The following is a 25340-nucleotide window of genomic DNA, read 5'->3' on the forward strand; positions in this document are numbered from 1 at the left end:
CCGTTCGAACGGTTGGCCGGTTTGCGAAGAATCGCACTGCGGCCGGTGCGGCACAAGTCAGGGAAAACCAGGGGAGGGCGAAGCAATCGGCCGGCGGGCGCGGGGTTTTGTAGCGTTCTGTATCGGCGAGCGCGCCGGAAAAACTGGCTTGCACGGCGCGGCTTGCCCGGAAACATCCGGGATACATCGGGCGGTTCAAATGCAGTCATGCCGGCGACGCACGCAACGCGACGCGGCACCGAACCCCACCCGATCCAGGAGAACACTGATGAATGCCGCCCGATTGCTCGCCGTTGCCGCGCTGCTTGCCGCCCCCGCCCTGTCGTTTGCCGCCGCGCCCCAGGCGCTGACCCGCGCCGATGTGCGCGCCGATCTGGTTCGCGTCGAACGGGCCGGCTATCAGCCGATCAGCGGCGACGCGCAATATCCGGCCGATCTGGAGGCCGCGCTCGTGCAGGTCCGCAGCGACCAGAACGGCGCGTCGCTGTCGCAGGCCGACGGCGAGGCCGATGCGGATCGCGCCGCGCCGGCCGCACGTCGCCCGGCCGCGAAGCACGCCGCACGGCAGGCCCACGCTGCGCAGGCCGGCGACGCGATCCCCGGTTTCGGCGATGTCTATGCGCATTCCTGAGCCTCTGCCCGCACCGCGCCTCAAATCTCTCCACGACTGAATAAAAGGGAATCCTGATGAATTCGACGATCAAACGCATTGTGATGTCCGCCGCACTGGCGGGTGGCCTGGTCTCGGCCGTGGCGGCCACGCCGGCGCTGGCCGCGCCGGTGGCGGACCTGAAGGGCACCGACGTCGTGCTGGTGCACGGCGCGTTCGCCGACGGTTCGAGCTGGAGCAAGGTGATTCCGCTGCTCGAAGCGCGGGGCCTGCATGTGGTGGCGGTGCAGAACCCGCTCGCTTCGCTGGCCGGCGACGTGGCCGCGACGCGCCGTGCGATCGAGCAGCAGACCGGGCCGGTGGTGCTGGTCGGGCATTCGTGGGCCGGCGTCGCGATCAGCGAGGCGGGCAACGACGAGAAGGTGAAGTCGCTGGTCTACGTGGCGGCGTTCGCGCCGGACAGCGGCCAGTCGATCGCCGACCTGACCCGAGATGCGCCGCCGCCGGCCTGGGTCGGCGAGCTGCGCAAGGATTCGGCGGGCTTCATGACGCTGTCCGACAAGGCGATCCGCGAGGATTTCGCGCCGGACCTGCCGCGCGTCGAGCAGAACGTGGTGGCCGCCACCCAAGGTCCGTGGTTCGGCGGTTGCGCGGCCGAGAAGGTGACGCAGGCGGCCTGGCACACCAAGCCGTCGGCCTTCGTGGTGACCACGCAGGACCGCATGATCGATCCGGCGCTGCAACAGGCGATGGCGGCGCGGATCGGCGCGACCGTCACCCGTGTGAACGCGAGCCATGTGGCGATGTTGAGCCAGCCGCGCGCGGTGGCCGATGCCATCATCGCGGCGGCCGAGCGCGTGAAGCACGGCGAGGCGGCCTCGCACTGAACGCGACGGGCCGCGCCGCTTCCGGTGTGCGAACGATCCGGACCGGCGCCTCGCCGCGCCGCTCAGGCCGCTTCGCTCGACCGGCTGGCGACCGTGGCCGGCTTGCTTTGCGCGAGATAGCGCAGCAGCTTCCTGACCATCACCACCACGATCCCCGCGAGGATCACGAAGAACAGCGCAAGCGGCGTGAGCGTGTGGATCGACACGAAGCCGGCCAGCCCCATCATCAGCGACGACACCAGCAGCAGCGCGCAGCCGAGCAGCGCGCTGGTCAGCCCGGCGATGTGCGGGAACAGCGAATTGCCCTTGGCCATCAGCGTGGGGTACATCGCGCCGGCGCAGAAGCCCATCACCAGCACCGGCACGGCCAGCGTCCACACTTGCAGGCCGACGGTCAGCGCCAGCAGCAGCATCGCCACCGAAGCGCCGGCCATGGTGTAGGCACCTATCCGCACGCGCTGTTCCGAGGTCGGCAGCGCCGCGCTGTGGATCCGGTTCGACAGGCCGCCGCAGAAATACATCGCGCCGATGCCGAGCGCGAGATAGCCGAAGTAGGTCGGCGGCTTGTGCAGCGTGGTCTGCACCATGAACGGCCCGACGATGTTGAATACCAGCAGGATGCTGTAGCACACGCCCTGGGCGAGGAAGCAACAGCGGAACACCGGGCTCGACAGCACCTTGCCGGTATTGGCGATCAGCGTGCGCACCTCGAGCCTGACCGGCTTCGGCAGCGTCTCCTTGTAGCGAGACAGCACCGCCCACATGATCAGCGAATAGAGCAGCAGGAACACCAGGCAGGCCTTCCAGCCGAACCATTCCTGCAAGTGCGCGCCGATCACCGGCGCGATGATCGGTGCGAGCCCCCAGGCGGTGGCCATGTAGGTGAACGCGTGAACCAGCGCCTGGCCCTTGAACGTATCGGTGATGATCGCCTTGGCGAGCAGGTTGGTGGTGGCGATGCCGAAGCCTTGCAGGCAGCGCGCCAGCACGAAGGTTTCGAGGTTCGGCGCGCCGAGCGAGAGCACGCAGCCGATCGTGTAGATGATCAGGCCGAACGCGAGCACGGGCTTGCGGCCGTAGGCATCGGCCACCGGCCCGAAGATCAGTTGGCCGAGCGCGAACGCGACCATGTAGCCCGACACGCTCGACTGGATCGCCTGCGGCGAGGCGCCGAACGCATGCGCCATGGCCGGCAGCGCGGGCACGTAGATATCGATCGCCAGTTGTCCGGCGGAAGCCAGCAGGCAGATCAGGCACAGCAGGAAGCGCGGCGAATTGACGGCGCGTTCGGCGGGACGGCTCGGGGTTTCGTTGTTCATGACGGCATCGTGAGGGCGGGACCGGCGGGGCGCCGAGGCGGTTCGATATCCGAACGGCTTCGGCGCGAATGTCGCCGGGGCGTATTGTGCCTGTCGTTTCGAAACTCGATACGAATCCCCATTGCGGACCCGGGGTCGCGCGTGCTTGGCACGGCCGAATCGCAAGCTAAACGAAATATTCGGAATGAAAACGCGGAATGAAAAACGCGGGCGGGACCGGCGGCGGCTCGAAAGCCGCCGCCGGCGAGCGGGGCGGGGCGGCGCGTTTTAGCGGCCGGTTTCCTTCAGGTACTGCGCGCGGGCGGCCACGGCCGTGTTCGCGAAGTCCGAGAACACGCCGTCGATGCCGGCGCGATAGGCGTCGAGGTACTCGCCGACCGGATCGCCCTTGTACTTGCCGGGCAGGTAGCGCGCTTCGTTGCGGAACGTGTACGCGTGCACGAACAGGCCGGCCTTGTGCGCATCGGCGATCAGGCTGGTCGGCTCGACCGAGTTCACGTCGGTGAGCGAGCCGGTGTAGGCCGTGCCGTCGGCGTTCTTGTCCTTCCACGGCGTGACCTTCCAGGCGAACACCTGCGGCTTCCACGGGCCGATGCCGTCGGCGTAGGTCTTGATCTCGGCGAGGCCGGCCGGCGTCAACATGTCGCCGAACCAGCGCGAATCGCCGTTGAGGGTCCAGCTGTACGGGCGGCCGTCGACGAACGCGTAGTCGTCGTTGGTCTGGTAGATCATCGCGCCGGTCTGGTAGTTGACGGCGTTGCCGTCGATCAGCTGCACCATGCGCGTGAGCACGCCGCGCGAACGGAAGTACTTCAGGCTGGCCGGGTCGAAGCTCTGCAGCAGGATCGGCGCGGTGCGGCTGTTCAGGTTGTTGTCGTTGAGGAACTTGATGATGGCTTCCTCGAACGGACGCGTGCCGGCTGCGCCGCAGCCGTTGGCGATCGCCTGCTCGTTATTCCAGATCGGGTTCTTCGATTCCGGATAGATCGTGAAGGTCTTGCCGGTGACGGCCGACTTCGCGCGCGCGATGTCGTACACCTCCTGCATCGTCAGGATCGGGTACTGGCCGTTCAGCGCCGTCGGGCGCACGTCCTTGGCGTCGTACGTGGTGCCGCGAATCCATGCCTTCAGCTCGGCCACCGTGAAATCGGTGATCGACCAGTCGTTGGTGTGATCCTCGCCGTCGACGATCAGCGATTTCAGCACCGATTTCGGATCGGCCGGATCGGTCAGGTCGCTCAGGTAGCTCGACGGGCCGGTGGTGGCCGTGGTGGTCCAGCTGACCGGCACGCGCACGCCCGGCACGGTGCGCTTGCGCGCGGCCACGGTGGCGTTGGTCTTGGCCACGTCGGCCACGTTGGTGTTGTCGCTGAGCCAGGGGTTGTGACGCGCGACCAGCACGCAATCCTTGGTCAGGTGCAGGTCTTCTTCCAGCGAATCGGCGCCGGCGTTGGCGGCCCCTTCGTAGGACACCTGCGTTTCTTCCGGATACAGGCCCGGCAGGCCGCGGTGGCCGATCACGAGCGGCGCGTTGCCGTCGAGCGTCTTCAGCGCGCTCGGGGTGGACGCCTGCGTCGACGTGGCCGGTGCGGGATCGTCGTCGTTGCCGCAAGCGGCCAGGGTGATGCTGGCGACGAGCGCCAGCATCAGACACGAAATACCGGTCCTTGAAAGAGTCATGGTGGTGTTCTTTTTCATCAGTTTGAGTGGTTATCGAACGTCAACACGCGGGTTTGCTGTTACTAAACGGCAATCGGAATTCGGTAAACATTGAAAGCTGGAGATGCGGGGTGGTGCGCTTTCCTGACGGATAGGTTTTATCGGTGCGTTTTATGTAATTTTGCGAATGCTACTTTTGTAATGTGACAGAACGTCGGAAGGCAACGTGCATCGGTGAAATCGTTTTCCAGCAAGCGTGATGGGAAGTTGCGGCGGGTGCTCATGTCTTTCATTTGTATTTGTTTTTCTGAATTGACGATTGCGTCGGGGCATTCCGGCGTTCGATTTTTCTTTCGTTTTCATTCAATCGCTGTGCGATCGATCGTGGCTGGCCGATCCGCAGGCGCGTATCGCCATGCGAAGCGGGGCAGGCGCATCGGGCGGCGCGTGGCCGTCAGTACACCGAATCGATGAAATAATCGCGGTCGCTTCACCACCGGACACGCCAAGGCATTGAAATCGACGGACTCTCTCGGTCGCCTTGCGCGGCCGTCACGCCTGCGCGGCCTACGCAGCCTGAACAGGATGGTGTCTGCCTTGGCGGCGCTCGCGATCGGCGTCGCCGCCTGCCTGCATGCGCCGGCCTCGCGCGCCGATGGCCTCGCGCTCAACCCGCCGCCGCTCGCCACGCAACTCGGCGAGCAGGTGCTGTTGCTGCCGGTGCGCAGCAACGGCGCGATCGTTCAACTGCAAACCACGCTGTTCAAACCGCCCGGCGCGGGGCCGTTCCCGTTGGTCGTGCTCAATCACGGCAAGGACCCCGGCGACGCGAGCCGGCAGCCGCGCTCGCGGCACTTGCGCGTGGCGGCCGTGTTCGTGCGGCGCGGCTATGCGGTGGCGATTCCGATGCGGGAAGGGTTTGCCGGTTCGGGCGGCTTCTATCACGGCGATGGTTGCGACAGCCGCCGTCACGGCATCGACGAGGCGGCCGATGTGGCCGGCGCGATCGCGGCGCTCGGCGCGCTGCCCTTCGTCGACCGCTCGCGGATCGTGGTCGCGGGCCAGTCCGATGGCGGCCTGGCGACCATCGCGTTCGGCGCGCGGGCGATGCCGGGCGTGCTCGGGCTGATCAATTTCTCGGGCGGCGTGCGCAAATCCGCCTGCCAGGGTTGGGACGACACGCTGGTGGCGGCCTACGCGAGCTATGGCCGCGCCGCGCGCTATCCGTCGCTCTGGTTCTACGGCGATAACGATTCGTTGTGGCCGCAACCACTGCCGCGGCGCATGTTCGACGCCTACCTCGCGCAGGCGCGCGGGCCGGCCGCCGCCGCGCGTTTTGTCGACATCGGCGTGTTCGGCCGGAGTTCGCACGACTTCTTCGATACCCCGGCCGGGGTGGCGATCTGGCTGCCGCAGGTCGCGGCGTTCTTCCGCGCGCTCGGCCTGCCGTTCGATCCGGCCGGCGCGCGGCGCTGATCAGGACGGATCGTCGAGCTTGACGATCGTCGGCGTGCCGTTCAGGTTTTCGACGCGCACGCGCACCTTGTCCCCGGCATGCGCGTGTTGCGTCATCGCGGCGTCGCCAGCCTTGTAGGCCATCGTCATCGCCGGCATGCCGATGTTGGCGAGCGTGCCGTGCTTCAGCGTGATCATGCCGGTGGCGGGGTCCACCTTGCGCACCACGGCGTCGGTCAGGCCGTCGTCGGCCTGCGCCTGGGGCTGCGTTTGGGACTGCGCCTGGGGCTGAGATTTGGCCGGGGCGGCCATCTTCATGCCGGCCATGTCGTCGGCGAAGGCCGGCGCGGCGGCCAGGCTGGTTGCGGCGGCGAGCAGGAGGGCGGATTGGGCGAACAGCGTATTCATGGTCAGGCTCCGTCTGAAACAAGAAATGAGAAGTGCGGCGCCGGCATGGCCGGCATGCGCATGACAGGCGACGACGCACCCGCGCGGGCGGCGGGCCGGCGCGGTCGGTCGGGGTTCGACAGGGGAGGAGGAAAGTCAGGCGGCGCGCGGCGGGCGCCACAGGCCGTTCGGGTCGCGCACGGCGAGCGAGGCGGCGTAATGGAAGCGAACCGGGAGGATCAGCGCGGCGGGGCGGCGCACTTCGGCGAGCATGGCCGGGTGATGGAGGCTGCCGAACTGGCATTGCGCCGACATCCCGCAGGCGTGGTCGCAGGTTTTCTGCTTGCCGGGTGGCGGCGTAGCCATGCCGTCGCAATCGGACATGGCCGTCATCGCCGTCATCGCCGTCATCGCCGGCATCGCGCCGTGCATCGCGTGCCCGTCGTGCATCGGGCACGCGCCCGTCAGCCCGCTCGCGGCCAGCGCGTCGAGCGGCAGCGCGATGCAAAGCAGCAGGACGAGCAGGGTTCGGAGCAATCGCATGGGCCGGAGTATAGCGGCCGGGCCGGGCAGGCGGCCACGCAAAAAAAATGGCGGCTGGCGAAATCGCGCACGGTGGCGCGTGGGCGGCGATGTTCCGGCTTTTACATGCGTGTCACGTTACGTCGACGCAACAAAGCGGCCGCCGCGGTTGCCGCCTATGCGGCCGAGCGCACGTTGGCATCTCGCGCGGAGCCTTATCCTGACTGGACTTGCCGGATATCGCGCGGCGCGCGGGCACGCTCGCCGCAGGCTGGTACGAATTCTGCTGATAGCAGGCATGAGCGCGCCGCACGGCGACCCGTCCAACGCAGAACGGAACGAATCATGAATACGCTGCCGAACCAGTCCGATACCCAATTCCAGGCCTTCCTAACGAAGCTGCTGGCCCAGCCGCAGCCGGTCGAATGGAGCGAGAAGCAACAGATCGAACTCGACATGGCACGCGCGCTGTCGACCCACATGCTGCGCGTGGCCGAACAGTTGCACGCGCAACCGGGCGACACCGAAAGCTGGCTGACGCTCTATCGCTACGGCAGGGCGCTCGATTTCATCCTGACGTCGCTGGCTGCCTGCCGCGATATTCATCCGCGCACGCTGCGCACGATCCTGAAGCTGGCGCGCTTCGAGGTGAATGCGAACTATCCCGAGTGAGCAGGCCGGTGCGGCCCGCCGGCTTGCTTAGTTGTACCCAAGGATCGCGCTGGTCGCGATGTCGGGACGATCGCCGGTGTGGGACGCCAGCGCGCAGGTCGGATTTTGCAGCGCGGCGCGATACGACGTGAACGCGGGCGCGGTGCGGGCGGCCGGTTGCGGCGAGGCAGCGGGAGCGGAATCGCGGTCGAGCGGCGGGAAGGCGAACATCGTGGTGTCTCCGGTGCGGGCTGGATGGAATGGCGCCCACTATCCCAGAACCGCGGCCCGCAACCAAGCGAGTAATTTTTATTCGAGCCTTCAGGTTTTCTGATTGCAGCGCCGGCGGCCGTCTGACCCCGCCTTTTTGTGCTGACCTAATAATTGATTTGGATCAAATCTAATTGGCCGGGCCGATTGCGCAATCGCAGCACCATGGATTAACTGGGGAGTCGCCCCGGCGTGGCCGGAATACCGGCCGGTATGGGGCGTCATTCCGAGGGGCGGAAGGGCCGCAGGCGCGTCGTGCAGGAGTCCGCACGATGCACCGGCGGCCCTGTTCGCGTGATGGCAGAGCCAGAAATCCATAATCGAGGCCGGCGATGAGAGGTATTACGGGGTACAAACTGAAGCTGCGGATCCAGGATCGTTTCCAGCAGTTGGGCAACAATTTGCCGGCGTCGCTCGACGACGCCGAGGCGCGCGACCGGGTGGTCGCCAAGACCCGTGCGCTCGGGCAGGGTTTTTTCGACATGTCCGAGGACGAATATCACGAATGGGCGGGCCTGCTGCCCGAGGACGAATTCGTCGAGCTGATCGCGCTGATGATCTCGCTCGCCACCGAGCCGGCTGCGGCGCCGGCTGCGGCGCTGTCGCGCTGACAGGTTGACGGTATCGCGGCGGGCCATCCGGGCCCGCCGTTGTTTTTTCTTCCATGAAAAACGGGGTGGCGCGACGCCACCCCGTTTTCGTTACGGCCTGCCGAACCTCGGCGCGGCCGCTTATTGCACCTTGAAGGCCGGCGAGGTGGTGACCGTGCCGGTCACCGTGCAGTTCGGCGTCAGCACCGCGTTGTTGAACGTCAGCGACGACGCCGTGTTGTTCCAGGCGGTCACCACCGAGCTCGGGCCGCAGGTGCCGAGCAGCGATGCGCTGACCTGCGCATTGTTGATCGTCAATTGGGTCGGCGTGTCGGCCTGGCCCGTCCACGGGTTCATGCTGGTCGCACTGCCGGTGATCAGCGAGCAGAGGCCGCCACCGGCGAACGTCGTCGACGTGATGTTGACGATGCCGGTCGAGGTGATGGTGCCGTTGAAGGTGGCGGTACAACTGGTGTTGATCGATCCTTTGGATAGTGTGGTGCTGCCGGTGGCCGAGAACGGTTCACCGTTGGGATTCATCGGGTTGCCGTTGGCCAGCGACACCGTGACGGCGAAAGCCGGCGCGGCGAGCGCCGACGAAACAGCGAGTGCAACGACAAGGGAAGCCACTTTTCGAATAGTCATGATGCGTGCCTCAATTGACGAATGGCGGCGAACCGCCGTGGGTAAGCGCAATGCGGGCGGCCCTCCGGCTACCGCGTTGCGCGTAAAACCGGGCGCCCCCTCAGGCTCGCCCGGTAGAAACCGCACCCCCGCAGGTCGGGCTGGCTGGTAAGCCGTCCGTGCGATGCACGGCCCTGCGTCTCTCAGGTTCTATTGAATCAATAGGTATCCTATTGATTTATTCACTCGGCGGACCGGCGGCAGGAATGCTGCCGCCGGTCGTTGCCGTCTTGCTGCGTGTCTGCCTGCGCGGGTTCGACTGCCTTACTGCACGAACGCGCCCACCGTGAAGAACGGGTTGTACTGGTTGTTGTTCACCACCATCGCGTACACCTCGCCGATCTTGATCGCCCAGCCGGTGTCGCCCTTGTGGAAGATCGCGACCGGCCCGCTGCTGTTGCCGGCGTTGAAATCCTGCAGCGCCGTCACGCCGATCAGGCCCGGGGTGGCCTGCGTGTAGTCGAGCGAGAACGTGCTGGTGCCGGCCGAGGTTTGCGGATCGATGAAGCCGGCCGTTGCGCCGCTGAACAGCGTGGAGGTGTAGTTCGCGGCCAGCGTCGAGACGGCCGTGTTGTCCACGCAGTTGCCGGCGGTCGGCTCGAAGAACGTGCCGCTGTAGATGCCCGGCAGGTTCGGATGCGCCACCGACGCGTTGAAGCTCGCGTCGCCTACCGCCGGTGCGCCGGAGTTGCCCGCATTCGCCACGATGCCGCACGCCGACGCGCTGGTCGCGCCGATGTAGCCGCCGGTGAACGAGTTCTTGGCCACGGTGGTGGCCGGCGCCAGCGCGGAGATGCCGATTTCCGCATCGGCCACCGTGTTCAGCAGGGCTGCCGGGTCGGTCGGCACGAACGCCTGCCCGACGCGAATCACGATCGGAATCAACGCCCCGCGCAGCCTGCCGACGATCATGATGCCCTGCGCCTGGCTCGGTGCGAGCAGCACGATCGGCTGGCCCTGGCCGGCGCTCGGATACGGCGAGCCCGACGAGGTCGGCTTGCTGACGAACACGTTGTCGGCCGAGCCGTCGGTGTTGGTGCGCAGCGCCCACGGCGTGCCGGTGGTGCGGCACGAGTAGTCGCTGCCCGGCGTGATGGTGCACGAGCCGTCGCCGTTCAGCGTCTCGTTCCAGTTGACCACATCGGGCTGCCAGCCTTCCGGCTTGGCCGTCTGATACGAGGTGCCGGTCGGCGACAGATGGATGCCGAGCTCGTTGTAGTTGCCCGCGACCTTGGTGAAATCGGTTTCGGTGTCGGTGAAGCCGATGAACGGGAAGAAGTCGAACGTGCGCGACGGCACGGCGCCGAGGTTGCCGAGCAGGGCCACGCCGTCGAATTCGATGGTGGCACCCGGAATCCCGCCGCCCACCACGCCGTTGCCGACGAACAGCATCGGCGGATCGGCCGGATTGACCGTCACGGAGTACGAACCATCGGCCGACGCGCCGTTGTCGAGCACGAACGCGCAGCGGTTCTGTTCGGCCGTCGGCAGCGTGGTGGCGCGGTGGAACGTGCCGGTGATGGTCTGGCCGGCGCGCGTGGTGTTGACTTGGCCGGCGCTGGTCGGCACCGACGACAGGATGAATCGCATCTGATACGTGAGCTTGGTCGAATCGAATTGCAGCTTCACGTATTCGCCGCTGCCCGAGCCGCCGGTATAGACGGTGGTGTAGTCGAGCGTATCGGGGCAGAGCTTGTTGGTGACGGTCGGGGTCGTGGTCGACCCACTGGCCGGGCAACTGCTGCCCGAGCATTGCGGGACCTGGATCGCTGCCGGCGGATCGCCGCCATCGCCGCCGCCACAACCGGCGAAGAACGGAATCGCGAGCACGAAACAGGACAGCAGCGCGGTGCGCGGCTTGGTGATACGGGGCATACCCCCTCCTTGTTGATGATTCCGGGTGTCTCGATGTCGATCGGGGCGCGGGCCTTGGAATGACCCGTCGGTGCGGCGGTCGATCGACGATGTCCGGGCGCGATGCCGGCGGCACGGGTGGTGCCGGACGGCGATCGCACTTGGAATTACGCAAGCATGAGTCGGGCGCCGTTCGCGTCGCGGGTAGCGGTGCGTCGGCTGAAAAGCGGAAAAGGATGCCGGGTCGGCGAAAGGGCGGACACGTTGCGCCTCGAGCGCGGTGTCCGATCCTGCGGGAATGACGAGCGACAAGCGCCCGGTTGGCCCCGTGTTGGCGTGCGTAACATCGATGTCTCCGTCGGTACGCGCTGCACGTTATTGGTGAAACTTGTTTCGCGAAACTATGATACGGACCGCATGGCAAGTAAATGGTCAGGCAATTCCAAACGGATCGATATTCTCGTTTCCCTTTAAATCGAAGGGCTTGGCGCGGAATTAAAACGAAGCAGGGGCGAGCTTGCGGGGGCACGAGGCGCGGGCGAGCACCAATCGTTTCGACTGCCAATCAATCCGGCGCGATTGTGCAGTGAAGCGAAAACACGGTGCGCGTCTGTTCAGCGCCGGGCGAGTCGATTGCGCGACAGATCGGCAAAGACGCTTGACGCTGGATTCCGATGACGGTTTGATACCGTCATGGCAGCACGCTGGGCGCCCCGGCAAATCTCGCGCCGCTTCCGGTTTTTGCCGCCGGCATGAACGGACACTCGCACCGTGGAGGACGCATGCAAGGATGCTCCGAACCCGCACTCGGCCGCACGAACGGTGCGCGCGGGCCGCGGCTCGCGCAAGATTGGCGCCCCGATTTTTCCCGGATTCGCGGCCACGTCGCGCTGGCGATTGCCGACCAGATCGAGGAAGCGATTCGCGCCGGCCTGTTTCGCCCCGGCGATCGCCTGCCGAGCCAGCAGGCGATCGCCGATTCGCTCGGCTTTCACCCGAACACGATTTACGCCGCATTTCGCGAGGTCGCGCGGCGCGGCCTGATCAAGGGCTTCGCCGGCCGCGGCACGCTCGTGCTCGACCCTGCGCTGAGCTGACCGCGCGCGCTCGCCGGTGCGCACCAACCGGCATCCCCGCCTTCCTGGTTTCCGGCACGCGTGACTGATCACGGCGTGCCGGCTGCCGCTGTCATGCCGCTCGTGCCGTCCTCCCTGTTTTCCTTTCGGAATGCTTCCGTTCGGAAGCCTGAGCGCCTCCGCGTAAACGCCTATATTTACTTGCAAAAGCAAATATATACTTCGACACATGTTTGCGTTTGCAAATAAATGTCGGCTGGCGGCAGCAAGCTGCCGGCCATTGCGTCAAGCTTCGCGCATCACCGCCAGACGAGTCGGACGATCACGATGAACACTTCTTCCCCGCAACACGCGCAGCCGGCGACGGCGATCGACATCCCGGCCCTGATCGATGCGCGCCCGGTCGGGCGCTTTCAGCTCGGCATCTTCCTGCTGGCCGGCGCGGCCATGATCATCGACGGTTTCGACGTGCAATCGATGGGCTTCGTCGCGCCCGAGCTGGTGCGCGACTGGGGCATCGAGCGCGGCGCGCTCGGCTCGGTGTTCTCGGCGAGCCTGGTCGGCATGTTGCTGGGCTCGCTGGCGTTGAGCGTGCTGGCCGACCGGATCGGCCGGCGGCCCGTGCTGGTGGTGTCCATGCTGTTCGCCGGCGTGTGCATGCTCGGCACCGGGCACACGCACAGCGTTGCGCAACTGCTGACGATGCGCACGCTGACCGGGTTAGGGGTGGGCGCGATCATGGGCAACGCGATGGCGCTGGTCAGCGAGTACAGCCCGGCGCGGCGGCGCGCGTCGACCATGATGCTGGTGTCGTGCGGCTTCACGGCCGGCGCGGTGCTCGGCGGCCTGGTGTCGGGCTGGCTGATTCCGCTGGCCGGCTGGCGCGCCGTGTTCCTGGCGGGCGGGGCGGTGTCGCTCGCGATCGGCATGCTGATGGCGATGTGGTTGCCGGAATCGGTGCAGTTCATGGTGCTGCGCGGCCGTCGGCCCGAACAGGTGGCGCGGCTGGTGGCGCGTATCGTCGGCGGCGCGGCGGTAGCGCCCGGCCTTGCGAGCGGCGGCGTCCTGCCCGGCACGCGCGCAGCGAAGCCGTCCGGCGCGCCCGTGGCCGAACTGTTTCGAGGCGGCCGCGCCGGCATCACGCTGCTGCTCTGGGGCCTCAACTTCGCGAACCTGTTGAACCTGTTCTTCCTGTCGAACTGGCTGCCGACCATCATCGTCGACCTCGGTCATACGCGCGGCGTCGCGATCGCGGTGGGCACGCTGCTGCAGGTTGGCGGCACGCTCGGCACCGTCGGCATGGGCCTGCTGATCGATCGCGCCGGCTACGCGCGCGTGCTGGTGCCGGCGTTCGTCGTGGCGGCCGCGACCATCGTGTCGATCGGCCTGCCCGGGCTGCCGCTCGTGCCGCTGCTGGCCGTGGTGACGGTCAGCGGCCTGTGCATCGTCGGCGGTCAGCCCGCGATCAATGCGCTGACGGCTTCGGTCTATCCCACCCACATTCGCGCCACCGGCATCGGCTGGGGGCTCGGCATTGGCCGCGCCGGTTCGATCCTCGGCCCGATGGCGGCCGGGCAACTGGCGGTGCTCGGCGGTTCGGACCGCATCATGTTCGTCGCCTCGGCCGCCATTGCGCTGGCCTCGTGCGCGATGACGCTGGCGCTGGCGCGCCGCCGCCGCGCGCTCCGTCCCGACGATGCGGCGGATGCCTCGCCGGCTGCGGCGCGTGAGGGCGTCACGGCTTCGTCGTGCGGCTCGTGACGGCACGCGTGCGGCGCTGATCCGGGTGGCGTTCAGGATCTCGATGCATCACGCTTGAAATTCGTTGTACTGATGATTTATCGCGTCGCCGCCGAGCCGGAGGCCCGGCGGCGACACCGGCTGCTTGAACTTGGAGAGAATGGCATGGCTTTCAGCAAGGTAGGAAAAATCGCGCTCGAGGAACATTTCGCAATCGCCGAAACGATCGAGGATTCGGCCGGCTTCGTGCCGCACGACGATTGGGTCGAACTTCGCCACCGGCTGCTCGACATCCACGAACGCCGCATCGCCGAGATGGACCGTGGCGGCATCGAGATGATGGTGCTGTCGCTGAATGCGCCGGCCGTGCAGGCGATTCGCGATTCGAAACGTGCCGACGAGCTGGCGCGCCGCGCCAACGATTTCCTGGCCGAGCAGGTCGCCAAGCGCCCCGACCGCTTCCGCGCGTTTGCCGCGCTGCCGATGCAGGAGCCGGAGCTGGCGATTCGCGAGGCCGAGCGCTGCGTGCGCGAGCTCGGCTTCGTGGGGGCGCTCGTCAACGGCTTCACCGATTCGGCCGAAGGCGGCGAGCTGTACTACGACCTGCCGCGCTATCGCCCGTTCTGGGCCGCGCTCGAAGCGCTCGACGTGCCGTTCTACCTGCACCCGCGCAACCCGCTGCCGGGCCGCGCGCCGATCTACGACGGCCATCCGTGGCTGATGGGGCCGACCTGGGCGTTCGGTCAGGAAACCGCCGTGCATGCGTTGCGCCTGATGGGCTCGGGCCTGTTCGATGCACACCCGGGCCTGAAGATCATCCTCGGGCACCTCGGCGAGGGCCTGCCCTACAGCATGTGGCGCATCGACAATCGCAACGCCTGGGTGTCGGCGCGGCCGAACTACCCGGCCGAGAAGCCGATCGCCGAATATTTCCGCAAGCATTTCTGGCTGACCACGTCCGGCAATTTCCGCACCCAGACGCTGATCGACGCAATGCTCGAAATCGGTTCGGACCGCATCCTGTTCTCGGCCGACTGGCCGTTCGAGAACATCGATCACGCAGCCGACTGGTTCGATGCGGCCTCGATCAGCGAGAACGACCGCGTCAAGATCGGCCGCACCAACGCCGAGCAACTGCTGAAGCTGGCGCGATGAGTACCCCGAACTATGTGGCCGTGAACGCGCGGCTGCCGTTCGTCCACGAGAGCCTGCCGGGCAGCGTGAGCTTCGGCCACGGCACGCGCGCCCTGGTGGGCGAGGCGGCCGCCCGGTTCGGCATCTCGCGCGCGCTGCTGCTTTACGGGCCGCCGCACGCGCAACTGGCCGACGAGCTGGCCGAGCGGCTCGGCACGCGCCATGCGGCCCGTTTCGACGGTGCGCGCATGCATACGCCGGTGGACGTGACGGATGCCGCGATGGCGATCGTCGAGGCGCACGACATCGACGGCATCGTGTCGGTGGGCGGCGGTTCGACCACCGGCTTGTCGAAGGCGCTCGCGCTACGCACCGACCTGCCGCAGATCGTGCTGCCCACCACCTATGCCGGCTCGGAGATGACGCCGATCCTCGGCGAGACGTGCGACGGCGTCAAGACCACCCAGCGCAGCCCGCGCATCCTGCCCGAGTGCGTGCTGTACGACGTGGATCTGACGCTGGACCTGCCGGCGTCGATGTCGGGCGTGAGCGGCATGAACGCGATCGCGCACGCGGTCGAGGCGCTCTATGCGCGCGACACCAACCCGATCATCGCCGCGCTCGCGCTCGACAGCGTGCGCGCGTTGTTCACGGCGCTGCCGGTCATCGCGGCCGAGCCGGGCCACCGTGCGGCGCGCGCCGATGCGCTCTACGGCGCATGGCTGGCCGGCGTCTGCCTGGGCTCGGTCGGCATGGCGCTGCACCACAAGCTGTGCCACGTGCTCGGCGGTGCGTTCGACCTGCCGCATGCGCAAACCCACGCGCTGGTATTGCCGCATGCGCTGGCCTACAACGCGCCGGCGATTCCCGACGTGACCGCGCGGCTGGCGGCGGCGCTCGGCGTGGACGATGCCGGGCGCGCGCTGCACCGGCTCAATGCGGCGATCGGCGCGCCGCGTTCGCTGGCCGAGATCGGCATGCCCGAATCCGGCATTGCGCGCGCGGTCGAACTGACGCTCGCGAACCCCTATTGGAATCCGCAACCGCTCGACGCGGCCGGCCTGCACGGGCTGCTCGATCGCGCCTGGCGCGGCGCCGAGCCGCTCGCGATTCTCTGCAACGATGGACCCGCATCATGACCGATACCTCCCGACGTCCCGACCGCCACTACCCGTTGTTTTCCGAAGAACATTCGGCCGAGGCCGTCAACGCGCGGATCGGCCCCGATGTCGAACCGCGCACCGCCCGCATCGCCGCGGCGATCGTGCGGCATCTGCATGCGGCCGTGAAGGAGATCGAGCCGACCCACGAGGAGTGGTTCGCCGCGATCCGCTTCCTGACCGAGACGGGGCAGATGTGCACCGACTGGCGCCAGGAATTCATTCTGTTGTCCGATGTACTGGGCGTGTCGATGCTGGTCGATGCGATCAACCACCGCCGCCCCGGCAATGCCACCGAGAACACCATCCTCGGGCCGTTCTACGTGGATGGCCTGCCGGTGCTGCCGGCCGGCGCGAACATCTGCCTCGACGGCAAGGGCGAGCCGCTGGTCGTGACGGGCACGGTGACCGATACCGACGGGCAGCCGGTGGCCGGCGCGACGATCGACGTCTGGCAGACCAACGACGACGGCTACTACGACGTGCAGCAGCAGGGCGTGCAGCCCGACGGCAACCTGCGCGGCAAGTTCGAGAGCGGGCCGGACGGCGCGTTCTGGTTCCGCAGCGTGCGCCCGCGCGATTACCCGATTCCCGACGACGGGCCGGTGGGCAAGCTGCTCGCCACGCTGGGCCGCCATCCGAACCGCGCCGCGCACATTCATTTCATGATCCGCGCGGCGGGCTATGAAACCGTCATCACGCACATCTTCTCTCCCGATTGCCCGTGGCTCGCCGAGGACACCGTGTTCGGCGTGAAGGAAAGCCTGATCGGCGAGTTCGAGCGGATCGAGCGCGCCGAGGAAGCGGCCGCCTACGGCTTCGACGCCGGTGCGCCGTGCTGGCGCACCTCGCGCCCGTTCGTCCTGCAACGCAAGGCGGATTGATGCTCGATTGACGCCGCCGCCATGACCTGACCATGCCCGCAAGGAGGTGATCGAACCGATACTCGCCCATCGCATCGCCCTGGCAAGACCGTAATACTCAATACAACTAATTATTAAGATGAAGACGGAGACAACTGGTCATGAAGCATTGCATTGCGGGCGCCGTCGCTGCGCTCTTTGCCGTCTGCGCGCAGGCACAAGGCAGCGTGACGCTGTACGGCATCATCGACGCCGGCGTGGCGTACACCAACGACGTGCAGACGGCGAAGCCGGGCGGCCGGCCGACGGGCGCGAGCAGCGTGGCGTTCGCGGACGGCCTGACGGCCGGCCTGTCGGGTAGCCGCTGGGGCTTTCGCGGCGTGGAGGATCTCGGTGGCGGCCTGAAGACGATCTTCACGCTGGAGAACGGTTTCACCATCAACAACGGCGCCTTGACCCAGGGCGGCGCGGAGTTCGGCCGGCAGGCCTTCGTCGGGCTGGCGTCGTCGCACCTCGGCACGCTGACGTTCGGGCGCCAGTACGACACGCTGCTCGATTCGATCCAGCGTTTCTCGGCGCCCGCGTGGGCCGGCTGGATGTCGTCGCACGTGGGCGACGTCGACGACCTCGGCCTGCTGTACCGCATCAACAACGCCGTGAAGTACGTCACGCCGGTGTTCGGCGGGTTGCGCGTGAGCGCGCTCTACAGCTTCGGCGGCGTGCCCGGCGCGTCGGGCCAGAACCAGGTGTGGTCGCTCGGTGCGAGCTACGAGCACGGCCCGTTCGGGTTCGGCGCGGGCTACCTGAACGCTCGCAATCCCAACGTGTCGTTCTACGGCAATACGCCGAACAAGGGGCTGACCTCCGCCAACAACATCGGCTCGGCCGGCTCCGCCACCGCGCCCGAATCGATGCCGGCCTTCGCCGGCTATGCATCGGCCAATACGCTCGAGATCATGGGGCTGGGCGGCAGCTACACGTTCGGCACGACCACCGTGAGCGGGGTGCTGACGCGCACGCGCTTCGATTCGCTCGGCTCGGCTTCCGGGCCGAACCCGTTCGGCTATACCGGCAATGCGGTGTTTACGAGCGCCGAACTCGGCGTGCGCACCCTGATCACGCCCGCGCTGCAAACCGGCATCGCGTTCGACTACACGCGCCGCAGCTCGGTGGACGGCGACGGCGGCGCGAAATATCTGCAACTCGACGCGATTGCCGATTACGCGTTCTCGGGCCGCACCGATGTGTATCTGGCCGCGATCCTGCAACGCGCGAGCGGGCGAGATTCGCTCAATCAACCGGCCGTGGCGACGATCGGCGGCTTCACGCCATCGGCCACCAACAAGCAGGTGGTGGTGCGCGTCGGCTTGCGGCAGCGGTTCTGAGCGTGGTACGCCGGGGCATGCAATAACCGCCTTACATTTGCAATTGCAACTATTGTGATTGCTGGGTAAGATGCCCCGGACCGATTTGCCGATTCACGGAATCACCGAAGCTGAGGAGTGCAGTGCAATGGAAATTGACAAGCAACAGGGCGGTGCGCCGATCGAGGCGCGCCATTGGATCGACGGCGAATGGGTCGGTTCGGCCCGCACTGGCGAGAGCGTGAACCCGGCCACGGGACGGCCGATCGGCATCTATCACGATGGCGGCGCCGAGGAAGCGGCGCGCGCCGTGGCCGCCGCCGCTCGTGCGTTCCAGGACCCGAGCTGGACGGCCGACCCGCAGCGCCGCGCGGTGGCGCTGATGCGCCTGGCCGACGCATATGAAGCGCGCCGCGACGACATCGTCGACACCTTGTGCCGCGAGAACGGCAAGCTGCGCTACGAGGCCGGTTTCGAAGCGGGCCTGATCGTGCGCGGGCTGCGCTTCGCGGCTGGCCTGGCGCTGCAGAACTTCGGGCGCGTGATGGATCCTTACCCGGGTTTCCAGGGCATGAGCATCGTCCAGCCGATCGGCGTGGCGGGACTGATCGTGCCGTGGAATTCGCCGGCTTATCTATCGGTGCGTTCGCTCGCGCCTGCGTTGGCGGCCGGCTGCACGGCGGTCGTCAAGATGCCGATGCAGGCCGCGCAAACGGCCGCGTTGATGAGCGAGATCATCGGCTCGGTGGCGGAGCTGCCGCGCGGCGCGGTCAACGTGTTCATCGAATCGGGCGCCGACGGTGCGCGGCATCTGGTGGAGGCGCCAGACGTGCAAACGGTCAGCTTCACCGGCAGCACGCGTACCGGCCGCGCCATCGGCGTGGCTGCCGCCGAGCGGCTGAAGCGGGTGGGCCTCGAACTGGGCGGCAAGACCCCGCATCTGATTTTCGACGACGCCGATCTCGATGCGCTGCTGCCGGTGCTGGAGAAATCGTCCACGGTGTTCGCCGGGCAGTTCTGCATGTGCGGCAGCCGCATCCTGGTGCAGCGCGGCATCGCGCAGCGCGTGCGCGAAGGCCTCGCGGCACGGCTGCGCGCCGTGCGGCCGGGGCCGGCCGCCGACCCGGCGAGCGACATGGGGCCGTTGATCGACCGCGCCTCGCTGGCGCGCATCGACGCGATGGTCGAGGCTGCGCTGGCGGCCGGCGCCAAGGCCATCGTGCGCGGCGGGATCGTGACCGAGCCGCCGCTGGCCGACGGCAACTTCTATCGGCCGGCGCTGCTGGAAATCAGCGACGCCTCGATCGCCATCGCGCAACAGGAAGTGTTCGGCCCGGTGCAGACGCTGCAGGTATTCGATACGGAGGACGAAGCAGTCGCGCTGGCGAACGACAGCGAGTACGGCTTGAGCGCCTGCGTGTGGAGCCGCGACGTCGATCGGCCAGTGCGCGTCTCGCGGCGGCTGGAGGCGGGCTTCATCTCGATCAACGGCTGGGCCAACATCGCCGTGGAATTCGAGGAAGGCGGCTACAAGTCGAGCGGGCTGGGCCGGCTGGGCGGCGTGGCGTCGCTGGAGGATTTCGTCGAGCGCAAGCAGATCACGCAGACGTACGCGGCTTCGGCCTGAGGCACAGGCCACGAACCGCGCTTGACGCGGCTAAAGCGGCCTCAGCCGCGCGTCTTGCGCGCTGCCGGGCTTGCGCGCTTGCGCGCCGGCGCGGCCGGTTCGGGCTCGGGCAGCGACGTGCCGATCTCGACGCTGTGCAGGTTCGTGAAGATGTGATCCATCAGCCGCTTCAGTTGCTTGAGCTGCGCGCCCTCGAGCCCGGCCGTGGCGAGTTGCTCGTAGTAGATCGCGCGCGGAATCCAGCGCTCGACCAGCGCGCGGCCGGCCGGCGTCAGTGCGATGCACACGGTGCGGCCGTCGTCGGTCAGCCGTTTGCGCGTGACGTGACGCATCGTGATCATCTTGCCGACCAGCCGCGACAGCGTGGACAGTTCGCTCGACACCATCTCGGCCAGATCGATGAGCCGCTGGTCTTCCTGCTCGCGCAGGGCGGCCATCACGCGATACATCGGCAGCGTCAGGCCGGCCTCGCGCAGTTCGGCGGTGAACAGTTGTTCCATGCGCACGCCGACCTTGGCCAGCAGGTACGGAAACGCTTCGGTGAACCGGTAGTGATCGAAATCGGGCATGTCGGGATATCGGCGTGCGGCAGGCGGAGTGATGCGCGTCGGCGGGTGCCGGGCGCCGGGCAAGAATAGGGACGAGGGCGCGACGCGCAGCGGGCCGCCGTCTGTTTGCAAATTCAATTATTGCGCGTGGCGATTATATAGGAGGAGAAATCATGTCTCAACCGCGATACCCCGGCGGCGCACGGCTGTTTCACTGGCTGATGGCGGCCATCATCGTCACCGTCTGGTTCATCGGCTTCGGCTCGTCGCACTGGCGCGGCGATGCACCGCGCGGCGGCACGCCGTTGCTGGTGCACAAGGCGATCGCCTCGACCGTGCTGTTCCTGGTGATGGCGCGGCTCGTCTATCGCTGGCTCAGGCGCCGCGCCTATCCGGCGTTGCCGCCGACCCTCTCGCCGCCGATGCGCGCGGTCGCCACCGGCGTGCACATCGTGCTGTATGCCAGCGTGATGATGGCCACGCCGCTGTCGGGCTGGATCTGGAGTTCGGTGGCGGGGCACCCCGTGCCGGTGCTCGGCCTGTTCAACCTGCCGCCGCTCGCGGCCGTCGATCACGCGAGCTACGACCGCTGGATGTGGATTCACCGCGCGTTCGCCTGGAGCGCCGGCGCGGTGATCGTCGTGCATGTGCTGGCCGCGCTCAAGCATCATTTCATCGATCGCGACGAGATCCTGGTGCGGATGCTGCCGGGGCGGGGGCGCGCTTCGCCGCAGGCGTTCGGCACGGCCGTGCGCGACGGCGACTGACCGGCGCCCGCCGGCATCGGCCCGGCGGCTCCTGTCGTGCGAACCGCGCGACGGCGGGGCGAAGCGCACGAAGCGGCGCATGACGAGGCGCTGCCCGAGAAACGCGGGTCTCTTGTATCATGGTCGTCCGCATCCGGCGCCAGGCCCTTGCCGGAGCGACGCTTCGGATCGCGAAGCGTTTCGCGCCGCCGGATTTCACGCCCCTTCATTCCCAGCTTTCAATTCCATGCCGATTACCACTCATCGCACCGACAACGACATCGCGATCACGCTGCGCCGCCCGGAAACCGCGGGCGACGCGCCCGTCATCGTGCTGTGTCACGGTTTCTGCGGCATCCAGGAGGTGCTGCTGCCGCGCTTCGCCGAGGCGTTCGTCGCGGCCGGCTATGCCGCCGTCACGTTCGACTATCGCGGCTTCGGCGCGAGCGGCGGCGAGCAGGGGCGCCTGGTGCCGGCGATGCAGATCGAGGACATCGCCACGGTGCTGGCGTTCGTGCGCGCGCAACCCGGCATCGATGCGGCGCGTATCGGCTTGTGGGGCACCTCGCTCGGCGGCGGCCACGTGCTGGCCGCGGCGGCGGCCGATCCGGCCGTCAAGGCGGTGGTGAGCCAGTTGAGCTTCGCCGACGGCGAGCAGGTCGTCACGCGCAGCATGAGCGCCGAGGAAAAGCAGGCGTTCGTGTCGACGCTTGCGCGCATGCACGAGAAGAAGGCGGCCACCGGCCGCGAGATGTTCGTCGCCATCACCAAGGTGCTGACCGACCCGCAATCGAAGGCGTTCGTCGAGGATGCGCGCCAGCGCTATCCGCAGATGGACATCAAGATCCCGTTCCTGACGGTGCGCGAGATGCTGAACTACCGGCCGGCCGCGCATGCGGCCCAGGTGGCGTGCCCGGTGCTGGTGGTGGTGGCCGGCGACGACGGCGTCAACCCGCCCGAGCAGGGCACGGCGCTGTACGAAGCGGTGGGCGCGGCGAACAAGGCGCTGCACGTGGAGGCCGGTGCGGGCCACTACGACATGTATGACGGCGCGCATTTCGACAGCAGCATCGCGCGCCAGCTCGAATGGTTCGGCGCGCATATCTGAAGCACGCCTGAGCATTCGAGCCAGCGGGGGCGCGCCGGGTCATGCCGGCGCGCCCCCGTTTTTCATGCGACGCTCAATAGACGAAGCGCCCCTGCACGTACACCGTGCGCGGCGCGCCGACCATCCGGCCCGCGTTGCCGTCGACGTTGCGCGTGTAGTAGCGCGCGTCGCCCACGTTGTTGATGCCGGCCGTCAGCGTGCTGCCCTTCATCTTCGGAATCTTCCAGTCGGCCTGCAGGTTCCAGACGCGGAAGCCCGGCACGCGCCCGACGCTGCCGTCGGCCGATTCGGCCACCGTGTTCGCGGTGTCCGAGTATTGCGCGCTCTGGTGCGTGCTCGAGACGTTGAAGGTCCACGCGCCGGTTTTGTAGCGCATGCCGAGCGTGTCGGTGAAGCGCGAATAGAACGGCACGTCGCGGCCCGCGAACTGCCCCGATTCCTGGATCGCCTTCGTGTAGGTGAAATTGACGTAGGCGTCGAGGCCGCGCAGCGGGCCGTCGTCGGCGAATTCGTAGTCGAACGCCGTTTCGATGCCCTGGTGATGTGTCGCGCCGATGTTCTGGAACGTCGCGGGCACCGAGCCCACCACCTGCAGGATCTGGTTGTCGAAGCGCATGTTGAACGCGGTCACTTCGGCATGCACCTGGCGGCTGGTCCAGCGCGCGCCCACTTCGAACGTCTTCGCGGTTTCCGGCTGCAACGGGTTGCCGGACGACTGCGAATTGAGCTGCAGGTTCTGCACCGGGCCGAACGAGGTGCTGTAGTCGGTAAACAGCGTCAGCGTCGGCGTCAGCAGGTACGACAGATTCACGGCCGGCAGCGGCTTGTTGTTCTTCGAACCGAAGCTCTGATTCAGGATGTCGTCGCGGCGCGTCGATTCGATGTGCTCGTAGCGGATGCCCGGCGTCAGGCGCCAGCGGCCGAACGCGATGCGATCGTCGATATAGACGGCGTTCGCATCGGTCGAATTGTCGAAGCGCGTGGGGCTGCTGATCAGGCCGGTCAGGATCGATTGGTTGAAGCTGTTGTCGGTGCCGCGCTCGCGAATGTAGCGGTAGCCGACCGTCACGTCGTGCGCGGTCGGGCCGAGCGTCAGGCGCTGCGTGTAGCGCGGCTCGATGCCGTAGACCGAATACGTGCGCGGCTGGTCCTGCAACTGCGTGCGCGCCGCATTGATCAGCGAACTGGTGCGGTAGCTCTCGTTGTAGAAGGTTCGGACTTCGAATTCCTGGGTGGCCGAGATGGTGTTCAGGTAGCCGACGTCGAAGCCCTTGCGGTCGCCGTACCAGAAGTCGGTGGGCCGCGTGTTCTGGAACGGATCGGCGTTGTATTGCGCCACCGTCAGGCCGCCCGGCGTGTGCGATTTGACGTCGTAGTACGAGAACTTGCCGTACAGCTCGGAGCTGGGCGTCAGCTCGAAGCGCCATTTCAATTGCAGATCGTTGACGCTCTCGTCGCTGCCGACGCGCCAGTCGCGCCCGGCCATCCCCGAATACAGCAGCGCCACGCCGAGGCCGTTGTCGAGCTGCGTGCCGAGGAACGTGCTGTATTGGGTGCTCGCGCCGCCGTGCGTGTAGATGTTCTCGCGCATCGTGGCGTCGGCGGTCAGGCCCGGCGTGTTCGGAATCTCGCGGGTGCGGAAGTTGATCACGCCGCCCACGTTCTGCGGGCCATAGCGCACCGAGCCGCCGCTGCGCACCACGTCGATCGATTCGATGTTGCCGAGGCTGATCGGCGCGAACGACATCTGCGGCTGGCCGTACGGCGCGAACGCGAGCGGGATGCCGTCGAGCAGGATCGTCGAGCGCGGCGCATAGCGGCCTGTCAGGCCGCGCACGCCGATGTTCAGCGAGATCGCGCTGCCGGCCGAGCCGGAGTTGTCGGTGGCCTGCACGCCGGGCACGCGGCGCAGCACGTCGCCGATGCTGGACGCCCCGCTCTGTTCGATCGTGTCGTGGTTCACCACGGTGCGCGCGCCCGCGAAGGTCTTCACGCTGTTCTGCAAGCCGCTGCCGAGCCAGTCGCCCGACACGTTGATGGCGTCGAGCGTGGTGTTCTTCAGCGTTTCCTTCGGGGCTTCCTTGCGTGCTTCCCGAGGCGTGTCCTGCGACGTCGTGTCGGATTCCTGAGCGAATGCCGGATCGACCAGCGCCGCGCAGGCGAGTGCGGCGAGCGCCGCGCAGCGGGTCAGCCGGGTGGTGTCGGTGAAATGGCGGCCAGTCCTTGCCATGATGCGGTGTGTCCTGTTGTTGTGTTTCGAAACGGTGTTGCCGCCGGCTTCGCGGGTAGCGAACCTGCCGGGCCGCGCATCGTTCGCCGGGCTTGACGGCGAATGATCGGCGTTATCGGAATGAGAATCATGTCTATTTGCAGACGGATTGCGGCCGGTCGGACGAGTGTGAAGCGATGACGGGTCAGGGATCCGGGCACCACCGGGTTCGAGCGACCGGCGCAGGCCGGCAGGTACTACGGCTCGGCACGACGCCGCGGGCTCGACGGTCGTGGCGTCGTTCGCGGGTCGGGCTGAATGGGTCGATGCGTGGCTGTCGTACGGCGACGAACTGGCTGGGCGTTCCCGGCGGTCGAGCGACCGGGGAGAAATCGAGGCATCGGCCCTATGCCATCGATTTTATTTCGGTATATGAAATATTTTGATGACTGCCATCTACCCGGTGGATGAATCGGGCGGGGCCGCCGGGCGCGGGGCCGGGCGGCTTGTTGACAGGCGAATCAGGCCTCGGGCGGGAAGCCGACTTTCTGCGGATACAGGTTGCTGAACGGGAGGACGCTGCGCGAGCCATACACGCCTGCCCGCGTGTACGGCTCGCCGTCGAGCCAGGTGTGCACGGCTTCGCGCGAGTCGAAATCCATCACCAGCAGGCTGCCGGCGGGGGTCTTGCCGTCGTCGCCGAACAGCGGGCCGGCAAACGCGATGCGCTCGCCGGCGGCCGACAAATAGGCCTTGTGGGCGGGGCGGGTTTCAGTGCGGAGTTCGAACGAATTCGGACGGTCGAGCAGCGTGATGGCGAAGAGCATGGGCGGCCTTGGGGCTGGAGAAGGGACGAAGGCCCCAAGCCTAGCACCGC

The 25340-nt window shown here is 67.2% G+C and carries 24 protein-coding genes; 14 read left to right on the forward strand and 10 right to left on the reverse strand.

Annotated features, from left to right (window positions below):
- Window positions 1-268 precede the first annotated feature (268 nt).
- Window positions 269-631 (forward strand): DUF4148 domain-containing protein, encoded by a 363-nt coding sequence (locus tag AB4850_RS05190; protein ID WP_414441532.1) that lies wholly within the window; start codon window positions 269-271, stop codon window positions 629-631.
- 56 nt (window positions 632-687) lie between these two features.
- Window positions 688-1497, forward strand: a complete 810-nt coding sequence (locus tag AB4850_RS05195) for an alpha/beta fold hydrolase (RefSeq protein WP_414441533.1) — start codon at window positions 688-690, stop codon at window positions 1495-1497.
- A 62-nt stretch (window positions 1498-1559) separates the two neighbouring features.
- Here the strand turns inward: AB4850_RS05195 and AB4850_RS05200 are convergent, their stop codons facing one another.
- Together AB4850_RS05200 and AB4850_RS05205 are read right to left on the reverse strand one after the other, a co-directional pair.
- Window positions 1560-2816 carry a multidrug effflux MFS transporter gene (locus AB4850_RS05200; protein ID WP_414441534.1) on the reverse strand — a complete coding sequence of 419 codons (1257 nt, stop codon included), beginning with the start codon at window positions 2814-2816 and terminating at the stop codon, window positions 1560-1562.
- Between the two features lie 267 nt (window positions 2817-3083).
- Complete coding sequence (locus AB4850_RS05205) at window positions 3084-4496, reverse strand: glycerophosphodiester phosphodiesterase family protein (protein WP_414441535.1); 1413 nt, start codon at window positions 4494-4496, stop codon at window positions 3084-3086.
- Between the two features lie 564 nt (window positions 4497-5060).
- On the opposite strand from AB4850_RS05205, the gene AB4850_RS05210 reads away from it, so the two are divergent.
- Window positions 5061-5951 carry a dienelactone hydrolase family protein gene (locus tag AB4850_RS05210; protein WP_414441536.1) on the forward strand — a complete coding sequence of 297 codons (891 nt, stop codon included), beginning with the start codon at window positions 5061-5063 and terminating at the stop codon, window positions 5949-5951.
- On the opposite strand, the gene AB4850_RS05215 is transcribed toward AB4850_RS05210, so the two are convergent.
- Together AB4850_RS05215 and AB4850_RS05220 are read right to left on the reverse strand one after the other, a co-directional pair.
- Window positions 5952-6338, reverse strand: coding sequence for a copper-binding protein (locus tag AB4850_RS05215; protein WP_414441537.1), 387 nt, complete (start codon window positions 6336-6338; stop codon window positions 5952-5954).
- 135 nt (window positions 6339-6473) lie between these two features.
- On the reverse strand, window positions 6474-6860 hold the full coding sequence (locus AB4850_RS05220; protein WP_414441538.1) for a hypothetical protein: 387 nt from the start codon (window positions 6858-6860) through the stop codon (window positions 6474-6476).
- A gap of 324 nt (window positions 6861-7184) precedes the next feature.
- Between AB4850_RS05220 and AB4850_RS05225 the strand changes: the two genes are divergently transcribed.
- A complete protein-coding gene (locus tag AB4850_RS05225; RefSeq protein ID WP_414441539.1) occupies window positions 7185-7511 on the forward strand; it encodes a DNA-binding protein in 327 nt (108 codons plus the stop codon).
- A gap of 27 nt (window positions 7512-7538) precedes the next feature.
- Here the strand turns inward: AB4850_RS05225 and AB4850_RS05230 are convergent, their stop codons facing one another.
- Window positions 7539-7721, reverse strand: a complete 183-nt coding sequence (locus AB4850_RS05230) for a hypothetical protein (protein WP_414441540.1) — start codon at window positions 7719-7721, stop codon at window positions 7539-7541.
- 371 nt (window positions 7722-8092) lie between these two features.
- On the opposite strand from AB4850_RS05230, the gene AB4850_RS05235 reads away from it, so the two are divergent.
- Window positions 8093-8371 carry a hypothetical protein gene (locus AB4850_RS05235; protein WP_414441541.1) on the forward strand — a complete coding sequence of 93 codons (279 nt, stop codon included), beginning with the start codon at window positions 8093-8095 and terminating at the stop codon, window positions 8369-8371.
- Between the two features lie 120 nt (window positions 8372-8491).
- On the opposite strand, the gene AB4850_RS05240 is transcribed toward AB4850_RS05235, so the two are convergent.
- Window positions 8492-8995: a hypothetical protein gene (locus tag AB4850_RS05240; RefSeq protein WP_414441542.1), complete on the reverse strand. Its 504-nt coding sequence runs from the start codon at window positions 8993-8995 to the stop codon at window positions 8492-8494.
- Window positions 8996-9298: 303 nt separating this feature from the next.
- Window positions 9299-10909: a DUF2957 domain-containing protein gene (locus AB4850_RS05245; RefSeq protein WP_414441543.1), complete on the reverse strand. Its 1611-nt coding sequence runs from the start codon at window positions 10907-10909 to the stop codon at window positions 9299-9301.
- A 761-nt stretch (window positions 10910-11670) separates the two neighbouring features.
- Between AB4850_RS05245 and AB4850_RS05250 the strand changes: the two genes are divergently transcribed.
- The 7 genes from AB4850_RS05250 to AB4850_RS05280 all read left to right on the forward strand — a co-directional run bounded on the left by AB4850_RS05250 (window position 11671) and on the right by AB4850_RS05280 (window position 19852).
- Entirely contained in the window at window positions 11671-11985 is a 315-nt protein-coding gene (locus AB4850_RS05250; RefSeq protein WP_414441544.1) for a GntR family transcriptional regulator, read from the forward strand.
- Window positions 11986-12291: 306 nt separating this feature from the next.
- The gene (locus AB4850_RS05255; protein ID WP_414441545.1) at window positions 12292-13725 is read left to right on the forward strand and encodes an MFS transporter; all 1434 of its coding nucleotides are present in this window, start codon (window positions 12292-12294) and stop codon (window positions 13723-13725) included.
- A gap of 144 nt (window positions 13726-13869) precedes the next feature.
- Window positions 13870-14859, forward strand: a complete 990-nt coding sequence (locus AB4850_RS05260) for an amidohydrolase family protein (protein ID WP_414441546.1) — start codon at window positions 13870-13872, stop codon at window positions 14857-14859.
- A complete protein-coding gene (locus AB4850_RS05265; RefSeq protein ID WP_414441547.1) occupies window positions 14856-15977 on the forward strand; it encodes a maleylacetate reductase in 1122 nt (373 codons plus the stop codon). Before AB4850_RS05260 ends, AB4850_RS05265 begins: the two co-directional genes overlap by 4 nt.
- Window positions 15974-16882 (forward strand): intradiol ring-cleavage dioxygenase, encoded by a 909-nt coding sequence (locus tag AB4850_RS05270; protein ID WP_414441548.1) that lies wholly within the window; start codon window positions 15974-15976, stop codon window positions 16880-16882. Before AB4850_RS05265 ends, AB4850_RS05270 begins: the two co-directional genes overlap by 4 nt.
- Window positions 16883-17022: 140 nt before the next feature.
- A complete protein-coding gene (locus AB4850_RS05275; protein WP_414441549.1) occupies window positions 17023-18246 on the forward strand; it encodes a porin in 1224 nt (407 codons plus the stop codon).
- A 127-nt stretch (window positions 18247-18373) separates the two neighbouring features.
- Window positions 18374-19852: an aldehyde dehydrogenase family protein gene (locus tag AB4850_RS05280; RefSeq protein WP_414441550.1), complete on the forward strand. Its 1479-nt coding sequence runs from the start codon at window positions 18374-18376 to the stop codon at window positions 19850-19852.
- A gap of 41 nt (window positions 19853-19893) precedes the next feature.
- Here the strand turns inward: AB4850_RS05280 and AB4850_RS05285 are convergent, their stop codons facing one another.
- The gene (locus tag AB4850_RS05285) at window positions 19894-20421 is read right to left on the reverse strand and encodes a MarR family winged helix-turn-helix transcriptional regulator (RefSeq protein ID WP_414441551.1); all 528 of its coding nucleotides are present in this window, start codon (window positions 20419-20421) and stop codon (window positions 19894-19896) included.
- A 152-nt stretch (window positions 20422-20573) separates the two neighbouring features.
- Between AB4850_RS05285 and AB4850_RS05290 the strand changes: the two genes are divergently transcribed.
- Window positions 20574-21167, forward strand: coding sequence for a cytochrome b (locus AB4850_RS05290; protein WP_414441552.1), 594 nt, complete (start codon window positions 20574-20576; stop codon window positions 21165-21167).
- Between the two features lie 226 nt (window positions 21168-21393).
- A complete protein-coding gene (uilS, locus tag AB4850_RS05295) occupies window positions 21394-22254 on the forward strand; it encodes a UilS family quorum-quenching N-acyl-homoserine lactonase (RefSeq protein WP_414441553.1) in 861 nt (286 codons plus the stop codon).
- Window positions 22255-22327: 73 nt separating this feature from the next.
- On the opposite strand, the gene AB4850_RS05300 is transcribed toward uilS, so the two are convergent.
- Both AB4850_RS05300 and AB4850_RS05305 read right to left on the reverse strand, forming a co-directional pair.
- Window positions 22328-24484 carry a TonB-dependent receptor family protein gene (locus AB4850_RS05300; protein WP_414441554.1) on the reverse strand — a complete coding sequence of 719 codons (2157 nt, stop codon included), beginning with the start codon at window positions 24482-24484 and terminating at the stop codon, window positions 22328-22330.
- Window positions 24485-24984: 500 nt separating this feature from the next.
- Window positions 24985-25290 carry a YciI family protein gene (locus AB4850_RS05305; RefSeq protein WP_414441555.1) on the reverse strand — a complete coding sequence of 102 codons (306 nt, stop codon included), beginning with the start codon at window positions 25288-25290 and terminating at the stop codon, window positions 24985-24987.
- Window positions 25291-25340 lie beyond the last annotated feature (50 nt).

The organism is Burkholderia sp. 22PA0106 (assembly GCF_047497155.1).
Classification (GTDB): Bacteria; Pseudomonadota; Gammaproteobacteria; order Burkholderiales; family Burkholderiaceae; genus Burkholderia.